Source organism: Micromonospora sp. WMMD737 (assembly GCF_049179055.1).
Lineage (GTDB): Bacteria > Actinomycetota > Actinomycetes > Mycobacteriales > Micromonosporaceae > Micromonospora > Micromonospora reichwaldensis.
On record NZ_JBMHMH010000001.1, the window covers coordinates 4,134,005 to 4,151,159 of the forward strand.

Sequence of the window (17,155 nt, forward strand, 5' to 3'; positions counted from 1 at the left end):
TCACTTCCGTCACTATCGGCTCAGTCGGCCGGTCAGCTGGGGTTGCCGAAGACCCACAGCACGCCCTTCGCGAAGGCGAAGTCAAGGCCGGCCACGATCGTCAGCATCACCGCGACGAAGGCGACCACCACAGCCGTGTAGGTCAGCAGCTCCTTGCGGGTCGGCCAGATGACCTTACGCAGTTCCGCCACGACCTCGCGGATGAATCGGGCGATGCGGCCGAACAGACCGACCCGGTCGGTTTCCGCCTTGGTCTTCGGCTTGCTGTCCGCCGAATCCGCCTTCGCCCGCGAGCGCGTCGCGGTGCCGCCCCGGGATACCGGTTCCTCGGCGTCGGTGGCGTCGTCGTCGGCCACGTCGTCGACGACCTCGTCGTGCAGACGGTCGTCGCCGGCGTCCTCGCCGCGCCGCTTCTTGTCGGCCACTTCGCCCTCCGTCGCGGGATGTCGGGTCGCACGCTGTCGGGCGTGCGCGGCGCTTGGTCACGCCGGCCGGACCAACCGTCCCGCGACGGGCCGCGGCCGGCGGATCAGCCGGGAGGGCCCGAATGCCTCGGGGCCACCCTGCCGATGCCACCACCACGGGCCGGACGCCGCCGTACGGCGGCGCGACCCACGGGAACGGTCAGGCCTGAGGCGCAGGGGTGACAGGACTTGAACCTGCAGCCTGCGGTTTTGGAGACCGCTGCTCTGCCAATTGAGCTACACCCCTGTGCGGCAATGCTCACCCCGCCCGGTCATGCACGACCGTGCAGGGGTTACTTGCCCCACGGCGGACCAGTGTACGGGTAGCGGCACCACTTTCCCAACCGGTCTGCCCCTCGCGCGTCGGAAGCCTGGTCAGCGGGCCGTCCGGACGGTCGCGCGAGCCTGCGAGAGCACCTTCTCCCCCCGGCAGACGGCGGTCACGTCGAGCCTGGTCAGGCCGTCCTCGGTGACCTCCCGGACCACGGCCGTGACCTCGATCTCGGTGCCCTCGTCGTCGTCCGGGACGACAACCGGCCGGGTGAAGCGGACGTTGTAGTCGACGATCGCGTCGGGTGCCCCGGCCCACTCCGCCACCGCGCGGCCGACCAGCGCCATGGTGAACATGCCGTGGGCGATCACGCCGGGCAGACCCACCTTCGTGGCGGTCCGGTCGTTCCAGTGGATCGGGTTGAAGTCCCCCGAGGCGCCGGCGTAGCGGACCAGGTCCGCGCGCGTCACCCGGAACGTCCTGGCTGGCAGCTCCATCTCAGCCCTCCCCGCGTACGACGAGCTTCGACCAGACGGTCACGACCGGCTCACCGGCCGGGGTGGCGACCTCGGTGCGGGTGGTCAGGAAGCCGTGCCCGCCACGGCTGCTGACGTCGTCGATGACGCTGACGCAGACCAGCTCGTCCCCCGCCACCACCGGCCGGGTGTAGGCGAAGCGCTGGTCGCCGTGGACGACGCGGCTGTAGTCGACGCCGAGGGCCGGGTCGTCGATGATCTGCTGGTTGGCCGCCATCGTGAGCACGATGGGGAAGGTCGGCGGGGCGACCACGTCCGGGTGGCCGAGCGCGCGGGCGGCCTCCGGGTCGTGGTGGGCCGGATCGGCGGCGCCGATCGCCGTGGCGAACTCGCGGATCTTTTCTCGGCCCACCTGGTAGGGGGCGGTCGGCGGATACGTCCGGCCGACGAAGGACGGGTCCAGGGACATGCCGCGAACCTACACGCAAACGCCGATCGCCGATCCGTACGGTCGGCGGCGGCCGGAGCCGCGCCGTCCCTACGGACCGGCGATCGGGGAAGTGCCTGAGGACCGGGCCGGCGGTGCCGGCCGTGGGTCAGCGGGTCTCGCGGTGGACCGTGTGCTTGCCGTCCCGCGGGCAGAACTTCTTCAGCTCGATGCGGTCGGGGTCGTTACGACGGTTCTTGCGCGTGATGTAGTTGCGCTCCTTGCACTCCACACACGCCAAAGTGATCTTCGGCCGGACATCGGTCGCCTTCGCCACGGCGGAGTGCCTTCCTCGCTACGGGTAACAACTACGGCGCATCAGCCTACGCGCTGACGGCGCGGACATGCAAAGTGGGCGCCAGTGGCGCCCATCCCACCGACCGCCGGGAGCTGGCCCGGTGGACGAGAGTAGCGGTGGCCGGACTTGAACCGGCGACACAGCGATTATGAGCCGCTTGCTCTACCATCTGAGCTACACCGCCGTGGCGGGTCCAGCCGGACCCTCTGAGCCCCCTTACGGAATCGAACCGTAGACCTTCTCCTTACCATGGAGACGCTCTGCCGACTGAGCTAAGGGGGCCTGCGCGATCTCCCCGGGGGGTGACGCGCAGGGGATACATTACACGGCCGTGCGGCGGAGAAGAAATCGGATCCCCTACCGGGGCGTCTCCGCAGTTCAGGGCACGGCACGCAGCCGGGGAAGCTCCCCCGGGGAGATCGTCTCCGGGTCCACCTGGGCGCCGAACCAGGCCTCCAGCCGCTCGTACGGCAACGGGCGGCTGAACAGGAAGCCCTGGCCGATCTCGCAGCCGATGTCCTGGAGCAGCTCCAGGGTCAGCTCGCTCTCCACGCCCTCGGCGACCACGGCCAGGCCGAACTGCTGGGAGAGCGTGACCACCGCGTTGACGATGGCCAGGTCGCCCGGGTCCGTCGCCATGCCCTGCACGAAGGAGCGGTCGACCTTCACCTCGTGCACCGGCAGGCGGCGCAGGTGGGCCAGGGACGAGTCGCCGGTGCCGAAGTCGTCCACCGACAGCCGTACGCCGAGGTCCCGCAGTCGCCGCAGGGTCGGGATGGGCCGGTCGGTGCCGTCCAGCACCCCGGCCTCCTTGATCTCCAGCGTGAGCAGCTGCGGCGGCACGCCGTACTCGTCGAGCAGCTCCTTGACGCGGGCCGGGAAGTGCTGGTCGGTGAGCGTACGCGCGGAGAGGTTGACCGCGACGGCGAGCGGCTGGCCGGCATGCGTCCAGTCCCGGCTGCGCCGCAGCCCCTCGCGGAGCACGAACTCGGTGAACCGGCCGAGCTGGCCGGTGTGCTCGGCCACCGCGACGAAGTCCTCCGGGGCGACCGTGCCGTGCGCCGGGTGCTCCCAGCGGGCCAGGCACTCCACGCCGACCAGCCGGCGGTCGCGCAGCGTCACCTTGGGCTGGAAGTAGACCTCCAGTTCGTCGGCGTCCAGCGCGCGCCGCAGGTCGCCGGCGAGGCCGAGCCGCCGCAGCGACCGCGACTCCAGCGTCGGACTGAACAGCTGCACGCTGCCCGGCACGGACTTGGCCGCCGTCGCCGCCAGATCCACCCGTTGCAGCAGGGAGACGGCGTCGCTGCCGTGGTCGGGGTACACGGCGACACCGACCGCCGTGTCCACGTCGAGGGTGAGCGCGTCGAAGACCATCTCGTCGCGGATCTGCTCGCGCAGCTGCGCGGCCAGCTCCATCGCCGCCTCGGCGCTCTCCAGGCGCAGCGTCACCAGGAACTCGTCCCCGCCGGCCCGCCCGACCAGGGCCGACGAGGGTACGCAGGAGCGCAGCCGGTTGGCGACCTCCACCAGGACCTTGTCACCGGCGGCGTGCCCGAGCGACTCGTTGACCTGGCGCAGCCGGTCGACGTCGAACAGCAGCAGGGCCACCACCTCGCCGGGCGCCCGGATCTTGACGGCCTCCTCCAGCGCGCCCGTGATCCGTCGCCGGTTCGGCAGCCTGGTCAGCGTGTCGTGGCTGGCGTCGTGCCGGAGCCGGTCGACCAGCCGCGAATTCTCCAACGCCACCGCCGCGTGCGCCGCCACCGTCTCGAAGAGCGGCACGTCGGTGCGGACGAAGTAGTTGCTGTCCCCCAGCCGGTTGGCCACCTCCAGCGTCCCGATGACCGCCTGGCCGGACCGCAGTGGAAGGACGATCACGTCCTTGACCCGGTGTGTCGAGAGGGGGGCGCGCAGGTCGCCGTCGGTCGTCAGTCCTCGACCGACGGCCACGGTGCGGCCCTCGTCGCGGGCCCGTTCCCGCAGGGCGGCCGGGGTCTTGGCGAAGTCGAGCAGACCGGGGGCGTCGTTGCGGGCGGTCAGCAGCACCTCGGGATGCCGGCCCTGGGCGGGCAGCCAGAGCGTCGCGTACTCCGCCTGCATGAGCGCCCGTACGCGGCCCAGGAGGGCGTCGGGCAGCGTGCCGTACTCACCGCTCTCGCTGACCGCGCGGCTCAGCTCGTACATGTCGGTGAGGGTGCGGTGCTGCCGGAAGAACTGCGCGTACGCCCGGTAGACGAGCGCCAGCGCGACGAGCAGGGCCCCGAGCAGCAGCAGCGACCACCAGGTGGCCGCGATGAGGATGAGGACGATCATGCCGCTGGCGATGTTGATCATCGCGGCCAGGAGCGCGGGCGGCGACTGCCGGAGCGCGCCCCGGCCGGCCTGCCAGCCCTGCAACAGCGTGTGCACGCCGGCGACCGAGGCGAGGCTCAACAGGTTGACCATGCTGGCCGCGAGGGACAGTTTGAGCCAGGTGGCCGGGCCGACGCCCTCGACGGGCGGCATCGCCTCGAGCACGAGGACGGCCAGCGACGAACCCGCGGCCGCCCGGCCCACGTTGAACCAGAACTTCGTCGCGCCGAACCGGTGCCGCAGGTGGGTCGCCGCCGACGCGACCGTGTAGATCACGACGACCGTCAGCGGTTCGACGAGGAAGAACGCGAGGACCAGCGGGATCTCGGTCAGGGTCACGCCGAGGGACTGCCGCCGGACGGTGAAGTTCAGCACCGGGAGCCCGGCGGCCACCATGGCCACGAGGAGTGGCAGCGCCAGCGACCACCCGCCGAACGGCTGCGGCGCGACGAGGCTGACCGCCGTCGTGCAGACGATGGCGATCAGGGCCAACGGCCCGGTGATCAGCCACGCATACTCAGTCGAGCGGGGGCCGGTGGGGCCACGACCCGCCATCCCGTGCCCCCTTACCGGCCCGCCGGTCTCACGTCATCGAGCGGTGGTTGCTCAGCGAGGTGCGGGCATGTTCCAGATGATGTCGCCGAGCTGGGCATCTGCGGGACCCCAGGCGTCACCGACCGAGACGACGCTCGCGAGGGCTGCGAGTACGAAAAGCGAGCCAAGCAGCCGGCCCAGCCTTCGACCAGACATGTTTGCTCCTGTCAGGAAGTGTCACGGGGATGGTGGAGGTTCCACGATCGTGCCACAAGGCAGGTACCCAGAAAAGCGGTGCGCGTACCGCCGGACCGAGCGTCGAGGACGTTCCGCCGTTCGGCCACCGGGCCGCCCCGACCGAGCCCTGATCACGGGGCTGAGCGGGCACCGTGCACTTCGCACATTGCGGATTGCGACCTTCCGCGCAATTGGGGAAGGTCCGGGAGTCCGAGCGTACCCACCTTCACCGCGGGTGACCTCCTGCCCGGGAGGAGGCCCGGCCGGACATCGACCACCATACTCGTTCTGCGCCAGCGCGCCAGGGCTGAGACGACAGACCGACAAAGCTTCGGCACGGACCCGGGTAGGAGCATCGGGATGGCGGCAGGAAGCAGGTGGGAAGGCAGCGAGCGGGGTGCTAGCCGCGTTGCGCGATGCTGACCAGCAGCTGGGCAACCCGGGTCCTGATGTCGTCGCGGACCTGGCGGACGATGTCGAGGGGTTGGCCGGCGGGGTCGCTGAGCTTCCAGTCCTCGTAGCGCTTGCCGGGGAAGACGGGGCAGGCGTCGCCGCAGCCCATGGTGACGATGACGTCGCTGGCTTCGGCCGTGTCCCAGGTCAGCTGGGCCGGGGTCTGGTCGACGATGTCGATGCCGACCTCCCGCATGGCGTCGACGGCGATGGGGTTGATCTGGTCGGCGGGTGCGCTGCCGGCGGAGCGGACCTCGATGGTGTCTCCGGCAAGGTGGCGCAACCAGCCGGCGGCCATCTGGGAGCGGCCGGCGTTGTGGACGCAGACGAACAGGACGCTGGGCTTGTCGCTCATCGGTGATGTTCTTCCTGTCAGGTGACGATCGGGCTGCGGCGCTCGATGAGGGTGACGTCGCGCCAGGCGCCGTGGTGGCGGCCGACGCGTTCGCGGGTGCCGACGGTGCGGAAGCCGCAGGCGGTGTGCAGGGCGAGGCTGGCGCTGTTCTCCGGAAAGACGCCGGATTGGATGGTCCAGATGCCGGCCTGCTCGGTGGAGGCGATCAGGGCTTCGAGCAGGAGGCGGCCGACTCCCTGGCCGCGGGCGTCGGGGTGGACGTAGACGGAGTGCTCGACGACCCCGGCGTAGACGCACCGGTCGGAGACGGCGGAGCAGGCGATCCAGCCGAGGACCCGGCCGGTGGCGTCGATGGCCACCCAGCGGTGGCCGGGCAGCCGGCTGGCGGTGAACTGCTCCCAGGTGGGCGGCTCGGTCTCGAAGGTGGCGTTGCCGGTGGCGATGCCGAGCCGGTAGATGTCCAGCACGGCGTCGGCGTGCTGGTCGCCCATGGCGGCGAGGGCGATGCCGGGGGCGGGGGCGGTCATCGGTTCTCCCGGGCGAGGTGCGGCACGACGACGGCGTCGGCGGAGTCTGCGGCGTGGGGATACCAGGCGGCGAGGGCGGCGACGGCGACCAGGCCGCCGACGAGTTGGGCGGCGACGAAGCCGGGCACCGACGCCGGGGCGATGCCGGCGAAGGTGTCGGTGAACGCGCGACCGATGGTGACAGCGGGGTTGGCGAACGAGGTCGACGAGGTGAACCAGTAGGCCGCGCCGATGTAGGCGCCCACGGCGGCGGGGGCGGCGGAGGTACGGCCGGTGTGGGCGAGGGCGAAGACCAGGACGATGAGACCCGCGGTGGCGACCACCTCGGCCAGCCACAGGTTTCCGCCGGTCCGCTCGGTGCGCGACCAGGCCACGGCCGGCAGGTCGAACATCAGGCCGGCCAGCACCGCCCCGGTGATGGCTCCGCCGGTCTGGGCGGCGGCGTAGGCGGCGAGGTCCCGGGCCGTCAGGCCGGTGCCGGCGCGGCGACCGAGCCACCAGTCGACGGCGGAGACGACCGGGTTGAAGTGCGCCCCGGACACCGGCCCGAACATGAGGATCAGCGCGCCCAGGGCCAGGGCGGTGGCGATCGCGTTCTCCAGGAGTTGGAGCCCGACGTCGTCGGGAGAGAGCCGGGAGGCGGCGATCCCGGAGCCGACGACGGCGGCGACCAGCAGGGCCGTACCCGTGAACTCAGCCGACGCCCGGCGGGCCAGGGTGCGGATCACGCGGTGGCCTGCGCGGACCCGGCGGGGAGGTCCAGCAGCGCGCCGAGCTGCCGAAACGCTTCCGGGCGGGCCCGGTACCACACCCAGGTGCCGCGTCGGTCGGAGTCGACCAGGCCGGCCTCGCGCAGCACCTTGAGGTGGTGGGAGATGGTCGGCCCGGACAGGTCGAACGCCGGGGTCAGGTCGCAGACGCAGATCTCCGGCACGGAGGCGATCATCGACATCAGCCGCAGCCGGATCGGGTCGCCCAGCGCCTTGAACATCGGCGCGACCACCGCCGCCTGCTCGGCCTCCAGCGGGCGGACCGCGATCGGGGAGCAGCAGGCCACGGCTTGAAGGTCCACCACCGGCAGCGCTTGTTTCGACATGCCTCTAGGTTGACAGACCTCGAAACAGGGTGCAACGTAGCCCCTGCTTCGAAAAACATCTAGGCAAGGGCGAAGTGATGCTCAAGCTGTTCTCCCGTCGTCGCCACACCCACGTTCGCGACGTGACGCTCTGCGAGCCGTGCGGGCAGGTCTGCACCGCGGACTGCCGCGCCGACGCCCGTTACGAGCGCACCCGCACCACCGCTCTCACCAGCCACATCCGCTGAACCCGCCAGGAGGGGAACCATGTCCCGCGTCCAGCTCGCCCTGCGTGTGTCCGACCTCGAAGGCTCCATCGCCTTCTACTCGAAGCTGTTCGACACCGAGCCGGCCAAACGTCGCCCCGGCTACGCCAACTTCGCCATCGAGAATCCGCCGCTGAAGCTCGTGCTCCTGGAGGGCGAAGCCGACCAGCCCACCGTGATGGACCACCTGGGCGTCGAGGTGTTCAGCACCGACGAGGTCGACGCCGCCACCAGGCGCCTCACCGACTCCGGCCTGATCACCCTGGAGGAGAACAGCACCGAATGCTGCTACGCCCTCCAGGACAAGGTCTGGGTACGCGGCCCCGGCAACGAGCCCTGGGAGGTCTACACCGTCAAGGCCGACTCCGACCAACTGGACAAGGTCACCGAGAGCGCGTGCTGCACCCCCGCCAACGACAGGGAAGCGGCCACTGCCGGAGCCCAGGGAAACTGCTGCTGACCGCCGCGAACCCGCGCCCGCCCTCGATCCGGAGGGTGGGCGCGATTTCTCTGGCGGGCGTAACCCTACGAACAGCATCGGCCAGTGGTTGCGGGTAAGAGACCGTCGATCACCGCGCTCTGCCAAGATCACCCGTTCCCGGCGTTCCCATGGAGAGCCGGATCAGGTTGGACTCCGGCGGTCTGAACGAGAACGGCCACGGAGTGCGTTTCGAAGTTCCCTGGGGCCGTCCGTACTCCCGGTTGGCGGGTAGCGGATTCGAACCTCTGAAGCTTTCGCGACGGATTGAAGAGTCGCATTGAGAGTGGCGCGATTCCCCCAGGCGCCCTTCTGCCAGCCGAGAGCACCCTCACCGTCGAATTCCGCGCAAGCCGCGGTACGATCCGCCAAGCCATCGCCATATTGCGCCGGATGGGCATGGTCTCCACCGAGCACGGCCGCGGAAGCTACGCCACCCCTCACTACCCCACGAGCGCGTCAACCCACAGTACTGAACCTAAAGCACGACGGCGCCAAGTCTCCGCCGATCAAGTCCTTGCAGCTCATCTCTCCATTGAGGTGGGCGCCCCGTTAATCGAAGAAGAAAGCGTCGCCTACTCAAACGGCCAAGCGACCGCAGTAATCCGAGTGTACTATCCGCAGAGCCAGATGTAGGCCGAGAGCAGCGGCGGACTCAAATATCCTACCCGGATACGCCGTCAACTTGCATAAACAACCTGCCACTCACTGCCCCAACAATCCCTGATTGGAACCCCTGCACGGGGAAGGGCAAGCCGCTTCGATAGGCAGACCCAGTTGCGGTACCGGGCCTGCCCTGCGGGTCTGCAGATATCGCCGACAGACCCGCAGGGCATCGGGAGCCACCACGCGTGTACGCGTCCACCGGCTCCGCTAATCCTGCAAGGGCAATCCCAACGCCACTTCGAGCGGCCCAAGGCTCTGGTTCGCATTAGACATCAGCGAACGAAGGTTGTGCCCAACGACAGCGGCCCGCTCATCGTTAACCACCTTAAGGCAATCCGACAGCAACTCGATCCATCGATCAACACTAGCGCCAGCCTCCAGGGACAGCTTAATATTCGCCCCCAATGTCTCCTGCAGATCCGCCGTAGGCGCACCAAGTATGCCGCATCGCATAGCGTCGAAGTCCGCAGGTGTTTGAGCCGGCCGAAACTGAAACATCCAGAAACCCAACTGGCAGGCGTGCGGCTCTTCAGATCTTAGAATGTCGCGGTGCAGTTGGGCAAAACCAGCGAACCTCGGTACCGGGAGGCGTTCGTTTGCTCTGTCGTAGCTTTCGAGCGAGGCCGCATAGCTCATTAGGAGAATCTGTGCGCCTCTCCTGACAAATTTATCTCCCTCCTCCGTAGCCAATTTTGCAAGCCTGTCCAGTACAGCGCGAGTCGCCACCGCCAGCAATTCCGGCGTGCAGTCGATCCAGCTACTTTCTAGTTCCAGACCAACCAAGGACAATGCCTTCCTAAGCAGCGGCTCTGGGCAACTCACTGCTGGGGAGAGGTTAGCGGCGAGGACAGTTAAGAACGCGTCTCCGATCTGGACGAATTCTTGGTCCAAGAGCACTTCGAGCAAACGGCAAGTGACCACAGGACCGATTTCAGGGTTCCGAATGAAAGCAAACTCAGCCGCATTCAAACGGGGAAAGGTAGCTAGCCGAGAATCTAGAAGATCCTCGACCAGCTGCAGCCCGAAAAGCCCGCTAGGTATACGCACCCCCCGAGGAAATCCAACATGGCCAACAAGCTCGACAGGAAGGCGGCCCTCAAGGACTTCGCGGACCCTACTCGCCAGCTCTTCGGCCGATCTTCTGGTTTCGCCTTTTGTTGGCCGACCGAAGCGTCTCACTACATCGGAAAGCTCATCCCAGACCTCCAGTCTCAGCGTCAACCAGTTCGCTGTCCCTACCGCTCCGCTGTAGGGAAGCACCTTGACTAAGGCCGCTATCCTGTCGCCCTCTCCTTTGCGCCCTAAGATCGCAATTGCCAAATCCAGCGCCGGGTTAACGAGGGGACGGCGTACCGAGGCAAGGAATTCACGAACAGGCCTCTTACCGTGATTATCCTCAAACCAGCGGGCGAAACGTCCTACCGACTCTCGGCTCGGGTTGCCGATCCAAAAGTGCAGAGTCCAGATCGGTGCAAGAAGATCGTTACCGAAACCATGAGGCATTGCATGCGCTTCCGGCCCGTCGAGCACACCCTTGGGTAGCTTGTAGTCACGAAGGAGCTTCAGAACAGCCGGCAACTCGCGGGACTCATCCCGGCGTCGGTCGTTACTAGCAGCTTCTTCGATAATAGAAACCGCCTCGCAGGCAGATACACTAGCAATCGCGGTTTCCGAATGCCACCAATCACCAAGCAGTTGCTGCAGTCGATCGGCGGAAGGGAGATCTGTAGTCGCCTTACGCGTATCGACCATGAAGCCATGCGCCAGGTCTGCCAGTAGCGCGTAATTGCCCTTTTCGAGGAGCTGCAGAAAAACAGTACGGACAATCTCACCCGGAGTAGCCGCAATTATTTCCCGCACCCTGCCTACGGGTATTCTTTCAAGCAAGTCGGGAAGAAAAATTTCCTCGGGCAGATACTCCAGATCGCTCCAAAGCACAGCAGCGATAACGTTCGCATACTGCGACGGGCGCTCCGCCATCCTTTTCAGCATCGAAACGCAGAGATCATCAAATCCAACAACCTGTGCAGCTGTCAGGTATCCCGCCAAACGATCTGGATCTAGCGTCGTTGCCTTTTCCGCCAGAATCGGACGGACGTGATCTCTGACGTCTTCCTGGGGCAGGCGTTTTAACATGTCAAGAGCAGCATTCGCCCTGGCATCACTCAGGTCAGCTTCGAAGAGAAGAATAGCGTGCTCGATCAGGGCCCTTTGTGCACGCCTCTTGGGCCCGAAGGCCCGATCAGCGGCTAGCTCCAAGGCAAGTTCGCTACCCCGTCGAAGCAACGAATCTGGATGAGTTCTATCGATCTCGCGGCAAATGTCAACCAAGTCAAAGATCTCGCCTGGATGGCTTCTTCCCATTCTACCAGCGAAGAACAGGGCCACATTCCGCCAGTGCGTCAGCCGGGCAATGGCGTCAAAGCGCTCGCTCCTCTGAGTCGATGAACGAGCTGTGTCCACCAAGTGCGCCGCTGCAAAGAATTCCTGGATGGATCGCAGCTCAAAGCCGAAGTAACCAAGGGAGGGCTCCACAAGCAGCACGAGGCGCTCGCCTGGCTCCTTAGTTATCCCACGTAGTTCGGTAGCCCGGACTTCGGGAGGAGAGTACGGGTCATCATGACTTAGATACTCATTCACGACCTGTTCGTACTCGTCCGCCGGCAGAACAGCGCCAATAGCACGCGCTTCCGTCGCATCCTCATGCAGGATATAGCCTACAAATTTATGCAACCCAAGGAGCAACTGCTTTTCGGACTGGATAATCTGACGACCTTTAGCCGTCTCGCGTTTGTAAATGACCTCTAGATATTCGTCAAACAACGCTTCACGCTGCCTGGGCGGTGAACCGCCAGAGGATATGATAAGCGCGAGGATTGTTACCTGAAGTGGCGTTGTAGTTAAGAGACTAACCTGCGGATCAGCGAGGCACTCGTCTAGTGTCTGGACGATTCGCATGGCTTTCGAGTGGTCAAATTCCTTTGCAGCAACCCAGCGGCTCACATATTCCTGCACTTGTTGGGGCTGAAGCTTAACGAGCCGCAAGTGCGGGTAGACCCTCCGGTCGAATTGCTCAGAATAACCAGTGGGCCGAGTGGTGGCCAGCACCTGCACGTCTGCATCCAGAAGGGTGCAGCGTTCGGTGAACTCGGTGATGCGCTCCATCAATACACGCCGGAGAACGATGTCAGTTACTTCATCGAGTCCGTCCAATACCAGCAGGCAAGGGTTCTCCGCGAGTACGGTATGCAAATCAGATGGGGTGATTTCGCGGCTAGTCGTGGTCGCGATTACCTCGCTGATGTAGTCTTCTAATGCTCCCGAAGCAGGGTCGATCGCTCGTCTGGCCGCTAACCACTGCCCGTAATCCTTTAGGATTACTCGGAAGGGGAGTCTAGGCAGGGTTGGGACGTATTCCTCCTCCACCGCCACTTCGCCTGTCCTGCCAAGGATGGTTGCCCGATGCAGCTGCGCAAGATATTGACCGAGAGTCGATTTTCCTTCCCCAGGCCCTCCGACAAGAACCACCCGCTGCACAGCATCGGAGACCATCATCCGGACCACATAAAAGTGATGGTCTTTACCAGCTGCACCGAATGCCTGCCGCCGCTTCTGGTGCACGGTGCTCGATCTGAGGCGGAAGCCATGCTCAGCTTCTGCGACCAGATCGAAGAAGACCTGCTGAAGCCGGACAGGATCGTCCGACACATCACCTGCTTGGTCGAGTTGAGCGTATTGCTCTCTGGTGAAGCTCGTACTTAGGTAAGAGCGGATGGTACGGCCGATCTCCGTCGTACGTGCTCGCCCCATAGCCATCAGTTCAGCTATCAAGTCTCCTGGGACGATAAACTGAAGGAAAGCCGTACGTACGTCCTTGCACTGCTCTAGATAACGCTGCACATCATCGGCACCCCAGACAGCAATGTTTTTAATCTTGCTTGCATACTTGGGGGCAATTTCGTTATTGATCCGATCTATTGTGCCACGCTTGAAAACGCCAGATAGAGGCACATTCGTTACTAGAATATAGTTGTCGCACCGATGTCTGTACTTGTCGGTTATTTTATGCAGCTCTTCATCAAGATCAGCCAAGACTTGAGCCCTAGCCTTGTCAATTCCGATCAGATCGACATCGTGGAACTTTGCCTGAAAGATCCAACTACCTTGCCAGCGTTCGGCGTCGGACGGATAGGCCGCTTCGCCGGTGAATGTCGCCTCTCGTCCGCCGTCACGACCAGCACCGAATGTTGTGGTCCCTGGGCCGATGATGCTCTTAAGCAGCGCTTGAACAAGGCGCTCAAACTCTGTCGAGCCCAAACTATTGAGATTGTATGACGGCATTCACTCTCCATCGAAGGGTCGGCGGGATGCCTGAACAGACTGGCGGTGGCAGGACAGTCTATAGAGGAAGACCACTCGGTCCGGAAGTTCCGTAGCGCTCTGATTCGTCGATCTGTCAGATTGGCGACACGAGTCAACCGGAAGGGACGCAGGGTCTAGGAGTAGAGATCTTCATCAAGAATTTCCCCTGCCAGATTCTCCACAGACTTCCCCTTTTGGTTTGCGGTGCGTCAAGCTCTCGTGACCAGGACAGAGGGACAGGTGCAGAGGTGAAGATGTTGCCGATTTCTTCTGTTCTGGATCAAGGCGCCGCGCTCCGCGCGGCGCGGGACGGTGAGCCGGCCGGCGGCAAGCTGCCCCGGCCGCCTCCGGCGCCGGGGCGGAGAGCCACCGACTGCCGCCGGACCGCCGCCCCCAAAAATGGCACGACCACGGCCAGGCGGTACGGAAGCCGAACGGATCGACCTGGTCGAGGGTCGGGGCTTCCGGCTGCCGCGCCAGTCCAACCCCGGGACTGGCTTGCCCCCGGCCCACCTCCCGCGGCCGACTACGCCCCAGCGCGAAGCCCTCAGCCGGCCCCCAAGCCCACGGACCGCACCAGCCCGACAAGCCCCGCCCACACCCAGAGGCACAGCCTCAGAAGGGCTCTCAGCGGCAAGATCGACCTGCCCACCATCTGCCCACAACCAGTCGTCAACGGCTGGACTCAGCCGGACTCCGCCAGACAAACGACAACGGCCCCCGATCAGCATTTCTGCTGGTCAGGGGCCGTTGGTGCTCCTGGTGGCGGGTAGAGGATTCGAACCTCTGTAGCTTTCGCGACGGATTTACAGTCCGCTCCCATTGGCCGCTCGGGCAACCCGCCAGGCACCCCACCGCGTCGTAACGCGGCAGCGGAAGCAAGGATAGCGGCTCACCCCGGCATCGGCGCAACCGGGTACCGTCAGGGGGTCGTACCGCTGGTCAGCGGGGGACGAAGGACCACAGACCGCCGGACAGCAGGAGCATGAGCATGGCAGCGAACCCGTCGTTCGACATCGTGAGCAAGGTCGACCGTCAGGAGGTCGACAACGCTCTCCGTCAGGCGGAGAAGGAGCTCGCGACGCGGTTCGACTTCCGGGGCACCGGCGCCGAGATCTCCTGGTCGGGCGAGGAGGCGATCAGCCTCCAGGCGGAGACCGAGGAGCGGGTGCGGGCGGCGCTGGAGGTCTTCAAGGAGAAGGTGATCAAGCGGAACATCTCGCTGAAGTCGCTGGACGCCGGTGACCCGCGCTCGTCCGGCAAGATCTTCAAGATCGACTGCAAGGTGATCCAGGGCATCGACTCGGACAAGGCCAAGGCGATCAGCAAGAAGATCCGCGACGAGGGCCCGAAGGGCGTCCAGGCCCAGATCCAGGGCGACCAGCTCCGCGTCACCGGCAAGAAGAGGGACGACCTCCAGGCCGTCATCGCACTGCTCAAGGGCGAGGACTTCGGCGTCGCCCTCCAGTTCACCAACTACCGCTGACACTGTCCGGTCGGCCCTGCCGAGGTGGGGCCGACCGGTTCAGAACCCGTGGGCGTCAGGCCGGCAGCAGCTCTTCGGTGCGTACCGCCGTGGCCTCCGCGCGGGAGATGGGCCCGGCGGGCAGGGCCGCGACCCCGGCCCCGACGGCGACCGCGGCCCCGGCGAAGACGAACGCCCAGGGCACCCCGCCGGCGTGGTCGACGATCAGGCCGGCCACCGCGCCGCCGGCGGCGCTGGCCCCCACCGACATGGTCACCACCCAGGTGTACGCCTCGTTCAGCATGCTGGTCGGGGAGATCCGGCCGACCAGGGTGTTCTCCAGGGTGAGCGCGGGCGCGATCATGGCGCCCCCGATCACCAGGGCGGTGCCCAGCGCCACCGGCGTGGGCATCACCGCGAAGACGGCGAAGCTGGCGGCCACGCCGCCGAGCAGCAGCGAGAACTGCCGGGTCATGTTCCGGGCCGGCTTGCGGACGCCGAACCAGAAACCGCCCACGGCGCTGCCGACGCCCCAGACGGCCAGCAGCACCCCGGCGAGGCTGTCGGGGTCGTCGGACGTGTAGGCGGTGGCGAACGCCGGCACGGTCACGCCGGCCGCGCCGAAGGCGATGCCCAGGCTGGCGACGCAGAGCAGCAGTGCCGGGAAGCCGTGCACGCGCAGCGGGCCGAGCCCTCTGGTCTGGTGCTCGCGCGGGTGCGGCTGCCAGCCGCGCATGACCCGGCCGAGGGCCACCGCGAGGGTGCCGACCAGGGTCACCACGGCCGAGCCGACCAGGGCCGCCCCGGCGTCGGCGAACAGGATGAAGCCGGCGACCAGCAGCGGACCGAGCACGAAGACGATCTCGAAGAGCGTGGTCTCGGCGGCGAGGGCCGTGTTGCGCAGGTGCCACCGGCCGGACGACGGCGAGGTGAGGTCGTTCCAGGCACCCCGGATCGCGGCGGTCAGTGGCGGGTAGGTGGCGCCAGCGACCCCGGAGGCCACGAAGACCAGCGCTAGGCTGCCGGCGTCGGAGCGGGCGGACCAGAGCAGGCCGAGCAGGGCGAACGGGTGGGCGATCGCGGTGCCGACGAGCACCGGGGTGGGGCCGATCCGGTCGGCGATCCGGCCGGCCACGGGGCTGAGCGCGGCGCCGGAGAGGGCGTAGATGCCCCCGGCGACGGCCGCCAGCGAGTAGCGGCCGGTGACCTGCTCGACGACCAGCAGCAGCGCCAGCGGCGTCATGCCGATCCCGAGCCTGCCGACGATGCCGGTGAGCAGCAGCATCGGCGCTCCGGGGATCCGCCAGACGCCCAGGTACTGGCGCAGTGCGGCCACGGTCGACCTCCAGGGGATGTAACGAGCGGGGAACCTTTCGACCCTAACGCCGGGCGGCGGGTGGAAGAAACGGTTAACGCGCTCACACGCAGGTCCGCCCGTGTCCGGCGGACCGGACACGGGCGGAAAGGTGATCAGCGCCTCAGCGCTGGAACTGCACGGGGCCGCTGTTCGCGGCCATCCGCTCCAGCCGGGCGACCCGCTCCTCCATCTTCGGGTGGGTGGAGAAGAGCGCCGCGACGCCGCCGCCCTTGAACGGGTTGGCGATCATCAGGTGGGCGGTGCTGGTGAGCTGCCCCTGGGCCGGCAGCGGCCGACGCTGGGCACCCATGTGGATCTTCCGCAGGGCGCTGGCCAGGGCCAGCGGGTCCTTCGTGAGCGTGGCTCCGGAGGCGTCCGCCTGGAACTCCCGGCTGCGGCTGATCGCCAGCTGGATGACGGTGGCCGCGATCGGCCCCAGGATGATGGTGAGCAGCAGCACGGCCGGGTTCGGGGAGTCCTCGTCGTCGCCCCCGCCCAGCGGGATGAACCAGGCGATGTTCGCCAGCATGGTGATGATGCCGGCCAGGCCGGCCGCCACGCTGGAGATGAGGATGTCCCGGTTGTAGACGTGCGACAGCTCGTGCCCGATCACCCCCCGCAGCTCCCGGTAGTCGAGGATCTCGGTGATCCCCTGCGTCACGCAGACGGCCGCGTGCTGCGGGTTCCGCCCGGTGGCGAACGCGTTGGGCTGCGACGTCGGGCTCACGTAGAGACGCGGCATCGGCTGCCCGGCCTCGGTGGCCAGTTCGCGGACCATCCGGTACAGCTCGGGGAACTGTGCCTCGCTGACCGGTTGCGCCCGCATCGAGCGCAGCGCGAGCTTGTCGGAGTAGAAGTAGGTGACGCCGTTCATGACCAGCGACACGACGACGGCGATGACCAGGCCGCCACTGCCGCCGAACCAGTAGCCCACCGCCAGGATCAGCGAGGTGAGCAGGCCGAGCAGCGCGGCGGTCTTCAGACGGTTGTGGTGCACGATCACTCCTTCGGTGCAGCACGGATCGCTCGGGA

Annotated in this window: 15 protein-coding genes, 4 tRNA genes and 1 pseudogene; 4 read left to right on the forward strand and 16 right to left on the reverse strand. The window is 66.6% G+C overall.

Annotated features, from left to right (window positions below; all coding sequences use genetic code 11):
- Positions 1-32: 32 nt before the first annotated feature.
- From secE to ACN27A_RS18030, 12 genes and pseudogenes are all read right to left on the reverse strand, one after another.
- Positions 33-425 (reverse strand): preprotein translocase subunit SecE, encoded by a 393-nt coding sequence (gene secE, locus ACN27A_RS17975; protein ID WP_088998337.1) that lies wholly within the window; start codon positions 423-425, stop codon positions 33-35.
- Positions 426-638: 213 nt separating this feature from the next.
- Positions 639-711: transfer RNA gene (locus ACN27A_RS17980), tRNA-Trp, on the reverse strand.
- A 128-nt stretch (positions 712-839) separates the two neighbouring features.
- On the reverse strand, positions 840-1,232 hold the full coding sequence (locus ACN27A_RS17985) for a MaoC family dehydratase (protein ID WP_132230891.1): 393 nt from the start codon (positions 1,230-1,232) through the stop codon (positions 840-842).
- 1 nt (position 1,233) lies between these two features.
- Positions 1,234-1,680 carry a MaoC family dehydratase N-terminal domain-containing protein gene (locus ACN27A_RS17990; RefSeq protein ID WP_121399901.1) on the reverse strand — a complete coding sequence of 149 codons (447 nt, stop codon included), beginning with the start codon at positions 1,678-1,680 and terminating at the stop codon, positions 1,234-1,236.
- Between the two features lie 127 nt (positions 1,681-1,807).
- Positions 1,808-1,975 carry a 50S ribosomal protein L33 gene (gene rpmG, locus ACN27A_RS17995; protein WP_013288652.1) on the reverse strand — a complete coding sequence of 56 codons (168 nt, stop codon included), beginning with the start codon at positions 1,973-1,975 and terminating at the stop codon, positions 1,808-1,810.
- Positions 1,976-2,107: 132 nt separating this feature from the next.
- A tRNA-Met gene (locus tag ACN27A_RS18000) sits at positions 2,108-2,180 on the reverse strand.
- 25 nt (positions 2,181-2,205) lie between these two features.
- Positions 2,206-2,278 (reverse strand) — tRNA-Thr (locus ACN27A_RS18005).
- 96 nt (positions 2,279-2,374) lie between these two features.
- Positions 2,375-4,903 (reverse strand): putative bifunctional diguanylate cyclase/phosphodiesterase, encoded by a 2,529-nt coding sequence (locus ACN27A_RS18010; protein WP_421454871.1) that lies wholly within the window; start codon positions 4,901-4,903, stop codon positions 2,375-2,377.
- Between the two features lie 616 nt (positions 4,904-5,519).
- Positions 5,520-5,927 carry an arsenate reductase ArsC gene (locus ACN27A_RS18015; protein WP_421458513.1) on the reverse strand — a complete coding sequence of 136 codons (408 nt, stop codon included), beginning with the start codon at positions 5,925-5,927 and terminating at the stop codon, positions 5,520-5,522.
- Positions 5,928-5,944: 17 nt separating this feature from the next.
- Positions 5,945-6,454 (reverse strand): GNAT family N-acetyltransferase, encoded by a 510-nt coding sequence (locus tag ACN27A_RS18020; protein ID WP_421454874.1) that lies wholly within the window; start codon positions 6,452-6,454, stop codon positions 5,945-5,947.
- Positions 6,369-7,182 (reverse strand): annotated as a pseudogene (locus tag ACN27A_RS18025) (aquaporin); the annotation flags it as partial. The pseudogene ACN27A_RS18025 and the gene ACN27A_RS18020, both read right to left, overlap by 86 nt.
- The gene (locus ACN27A_RS18030) at positions 7,179-7,550 is read right to left on the reverse strand and encodes an ArsR/SmtB family transcription factor (RefSeq protein WP_421454877.1); all 372 of its coding nucleotides are present in this window, start codon (positions 7,548-7,550) and stop codon (positions 7,179-7,181) included. The pseudogene ACN27A_RS18025 and the gene ACN27A_RS18030, both read right to left, overlap by 4 nt.
- Before the next feature lie 77 nt (positions 7,551-7,627).
- Here ACN27A_RS18030 and ACN27A_RS18035 point away from each other — a divergent pair, with 77 nt between their 5' ends.
- From ACN27A_RS18035 to ACN27A_RS18045, 3 genes are all read left to right on the forward strand, one after another.
- Positions 7,628-7,777, forward strand: coding sequence for a hypothetical protein (locus ACN27A_RS18035; protein WP_421454880.1), 150 nt, complete (start codon positions 7,628-7,630; stop codon positions 7,775-7,777).
- A gap of 19 nt (positions 7,778-7,796) precedes the next feature.
- Positions 7,797-8,255, forward strand: a complete 459-nt coding sequence (locus ACN27A_RS18040) for an ArsI/CadI family heavy metal resistance metalloenzyme (RefSeq protein WP_421454882.1) — start codon at positions 7,797-7,799, stop codon at positions 8,253-8,255.
- A gap of 285 nt (positions 8,256-8,540) precedes the next feature.
- Positions 8,541-8,909: a GntR family transcriptional regulator gene (locus ACN27A_RS18045; protein WP_421454885.1), complete on the forward strand. Its 369-nt coding sequence runs from the start codon at positions 8,541-8,543 to the stop codon at positions 8,907-8,909.
- A 237-nt stretch (positions 8,910-9,146) separates the two neighbouring features.
- On the opposite strand, the gene ACN27A_RS18050 is transcribed toward ACN27A_RS18045, so the two are convergent.
- Both ACN27A_RS18050 and ACN27A_RS18055 read right to left on the reverse strand, forming a co-directional pair.
- The gene (locus ACN27A_RS18050; protein WP_421454888.1) at positions 9,147-13,280 is read right to left on the reverse strand and encodes an NACHT domain-containing protein; all 4,134 of its coding nucleotides are present in this window, start codon (positions 13,278-13,280) and stop codon (positions 9,147-9,149) included.
- A 781-nt stretch (positions 13,281-14,061) separates the two neighbouring features.
- Positions 14,062-14,145 (reverse strand) — tRNA-Tyr (locus tag ACN27A_RS18055).
- Between the two features lie 147 nt (positions 14,146-14,292).
- On the opposite strand from ACN27A_RS18055, the gene ACN27A_RS18060 reads away from it, so the two are divergent.
- Complete coding sequence (locus ACN27A_RS18060; protein ID WP_089003198.1) at positions 14,293-14,787, forward strand: YajQ family cyclic di-GMP-binding protein; 495 nt, start codon at positions 14,293-14,295, stop codon at positions 14,785-14,787.
- A gap of 55 nt (positions 14,788-14,842) precedes the next feature.
- Here the strand turns inward: ACN27A_RS18060 and ACN27A_RS18065 are convergent, their stop codons facing one another.
- Entirely contained in the window at positions 14,843-16,102 is a 1,260-nt protein-coding gene (locus ACN27A_RS18065; protein WP_421454891.1) for an MFS transporter, read from the reverse strand.
- A gap of 142 nt (positions 16,103-16,244) precedes the next feature.
- Positions 16,245-17,120, reverse strand: a complete 876-nt coding sequence (gene htpX, locus ACN27A_RS18070) for a zinc metalloprotease HtpX (RefSeq protein WP_421454894.1) — start codon at positions 17,118-17,120, stop codon at positions 16,245-16,247.
- Between the last annotated feature and the right edge of the window lie 35 nt (positions 17,121-17,155).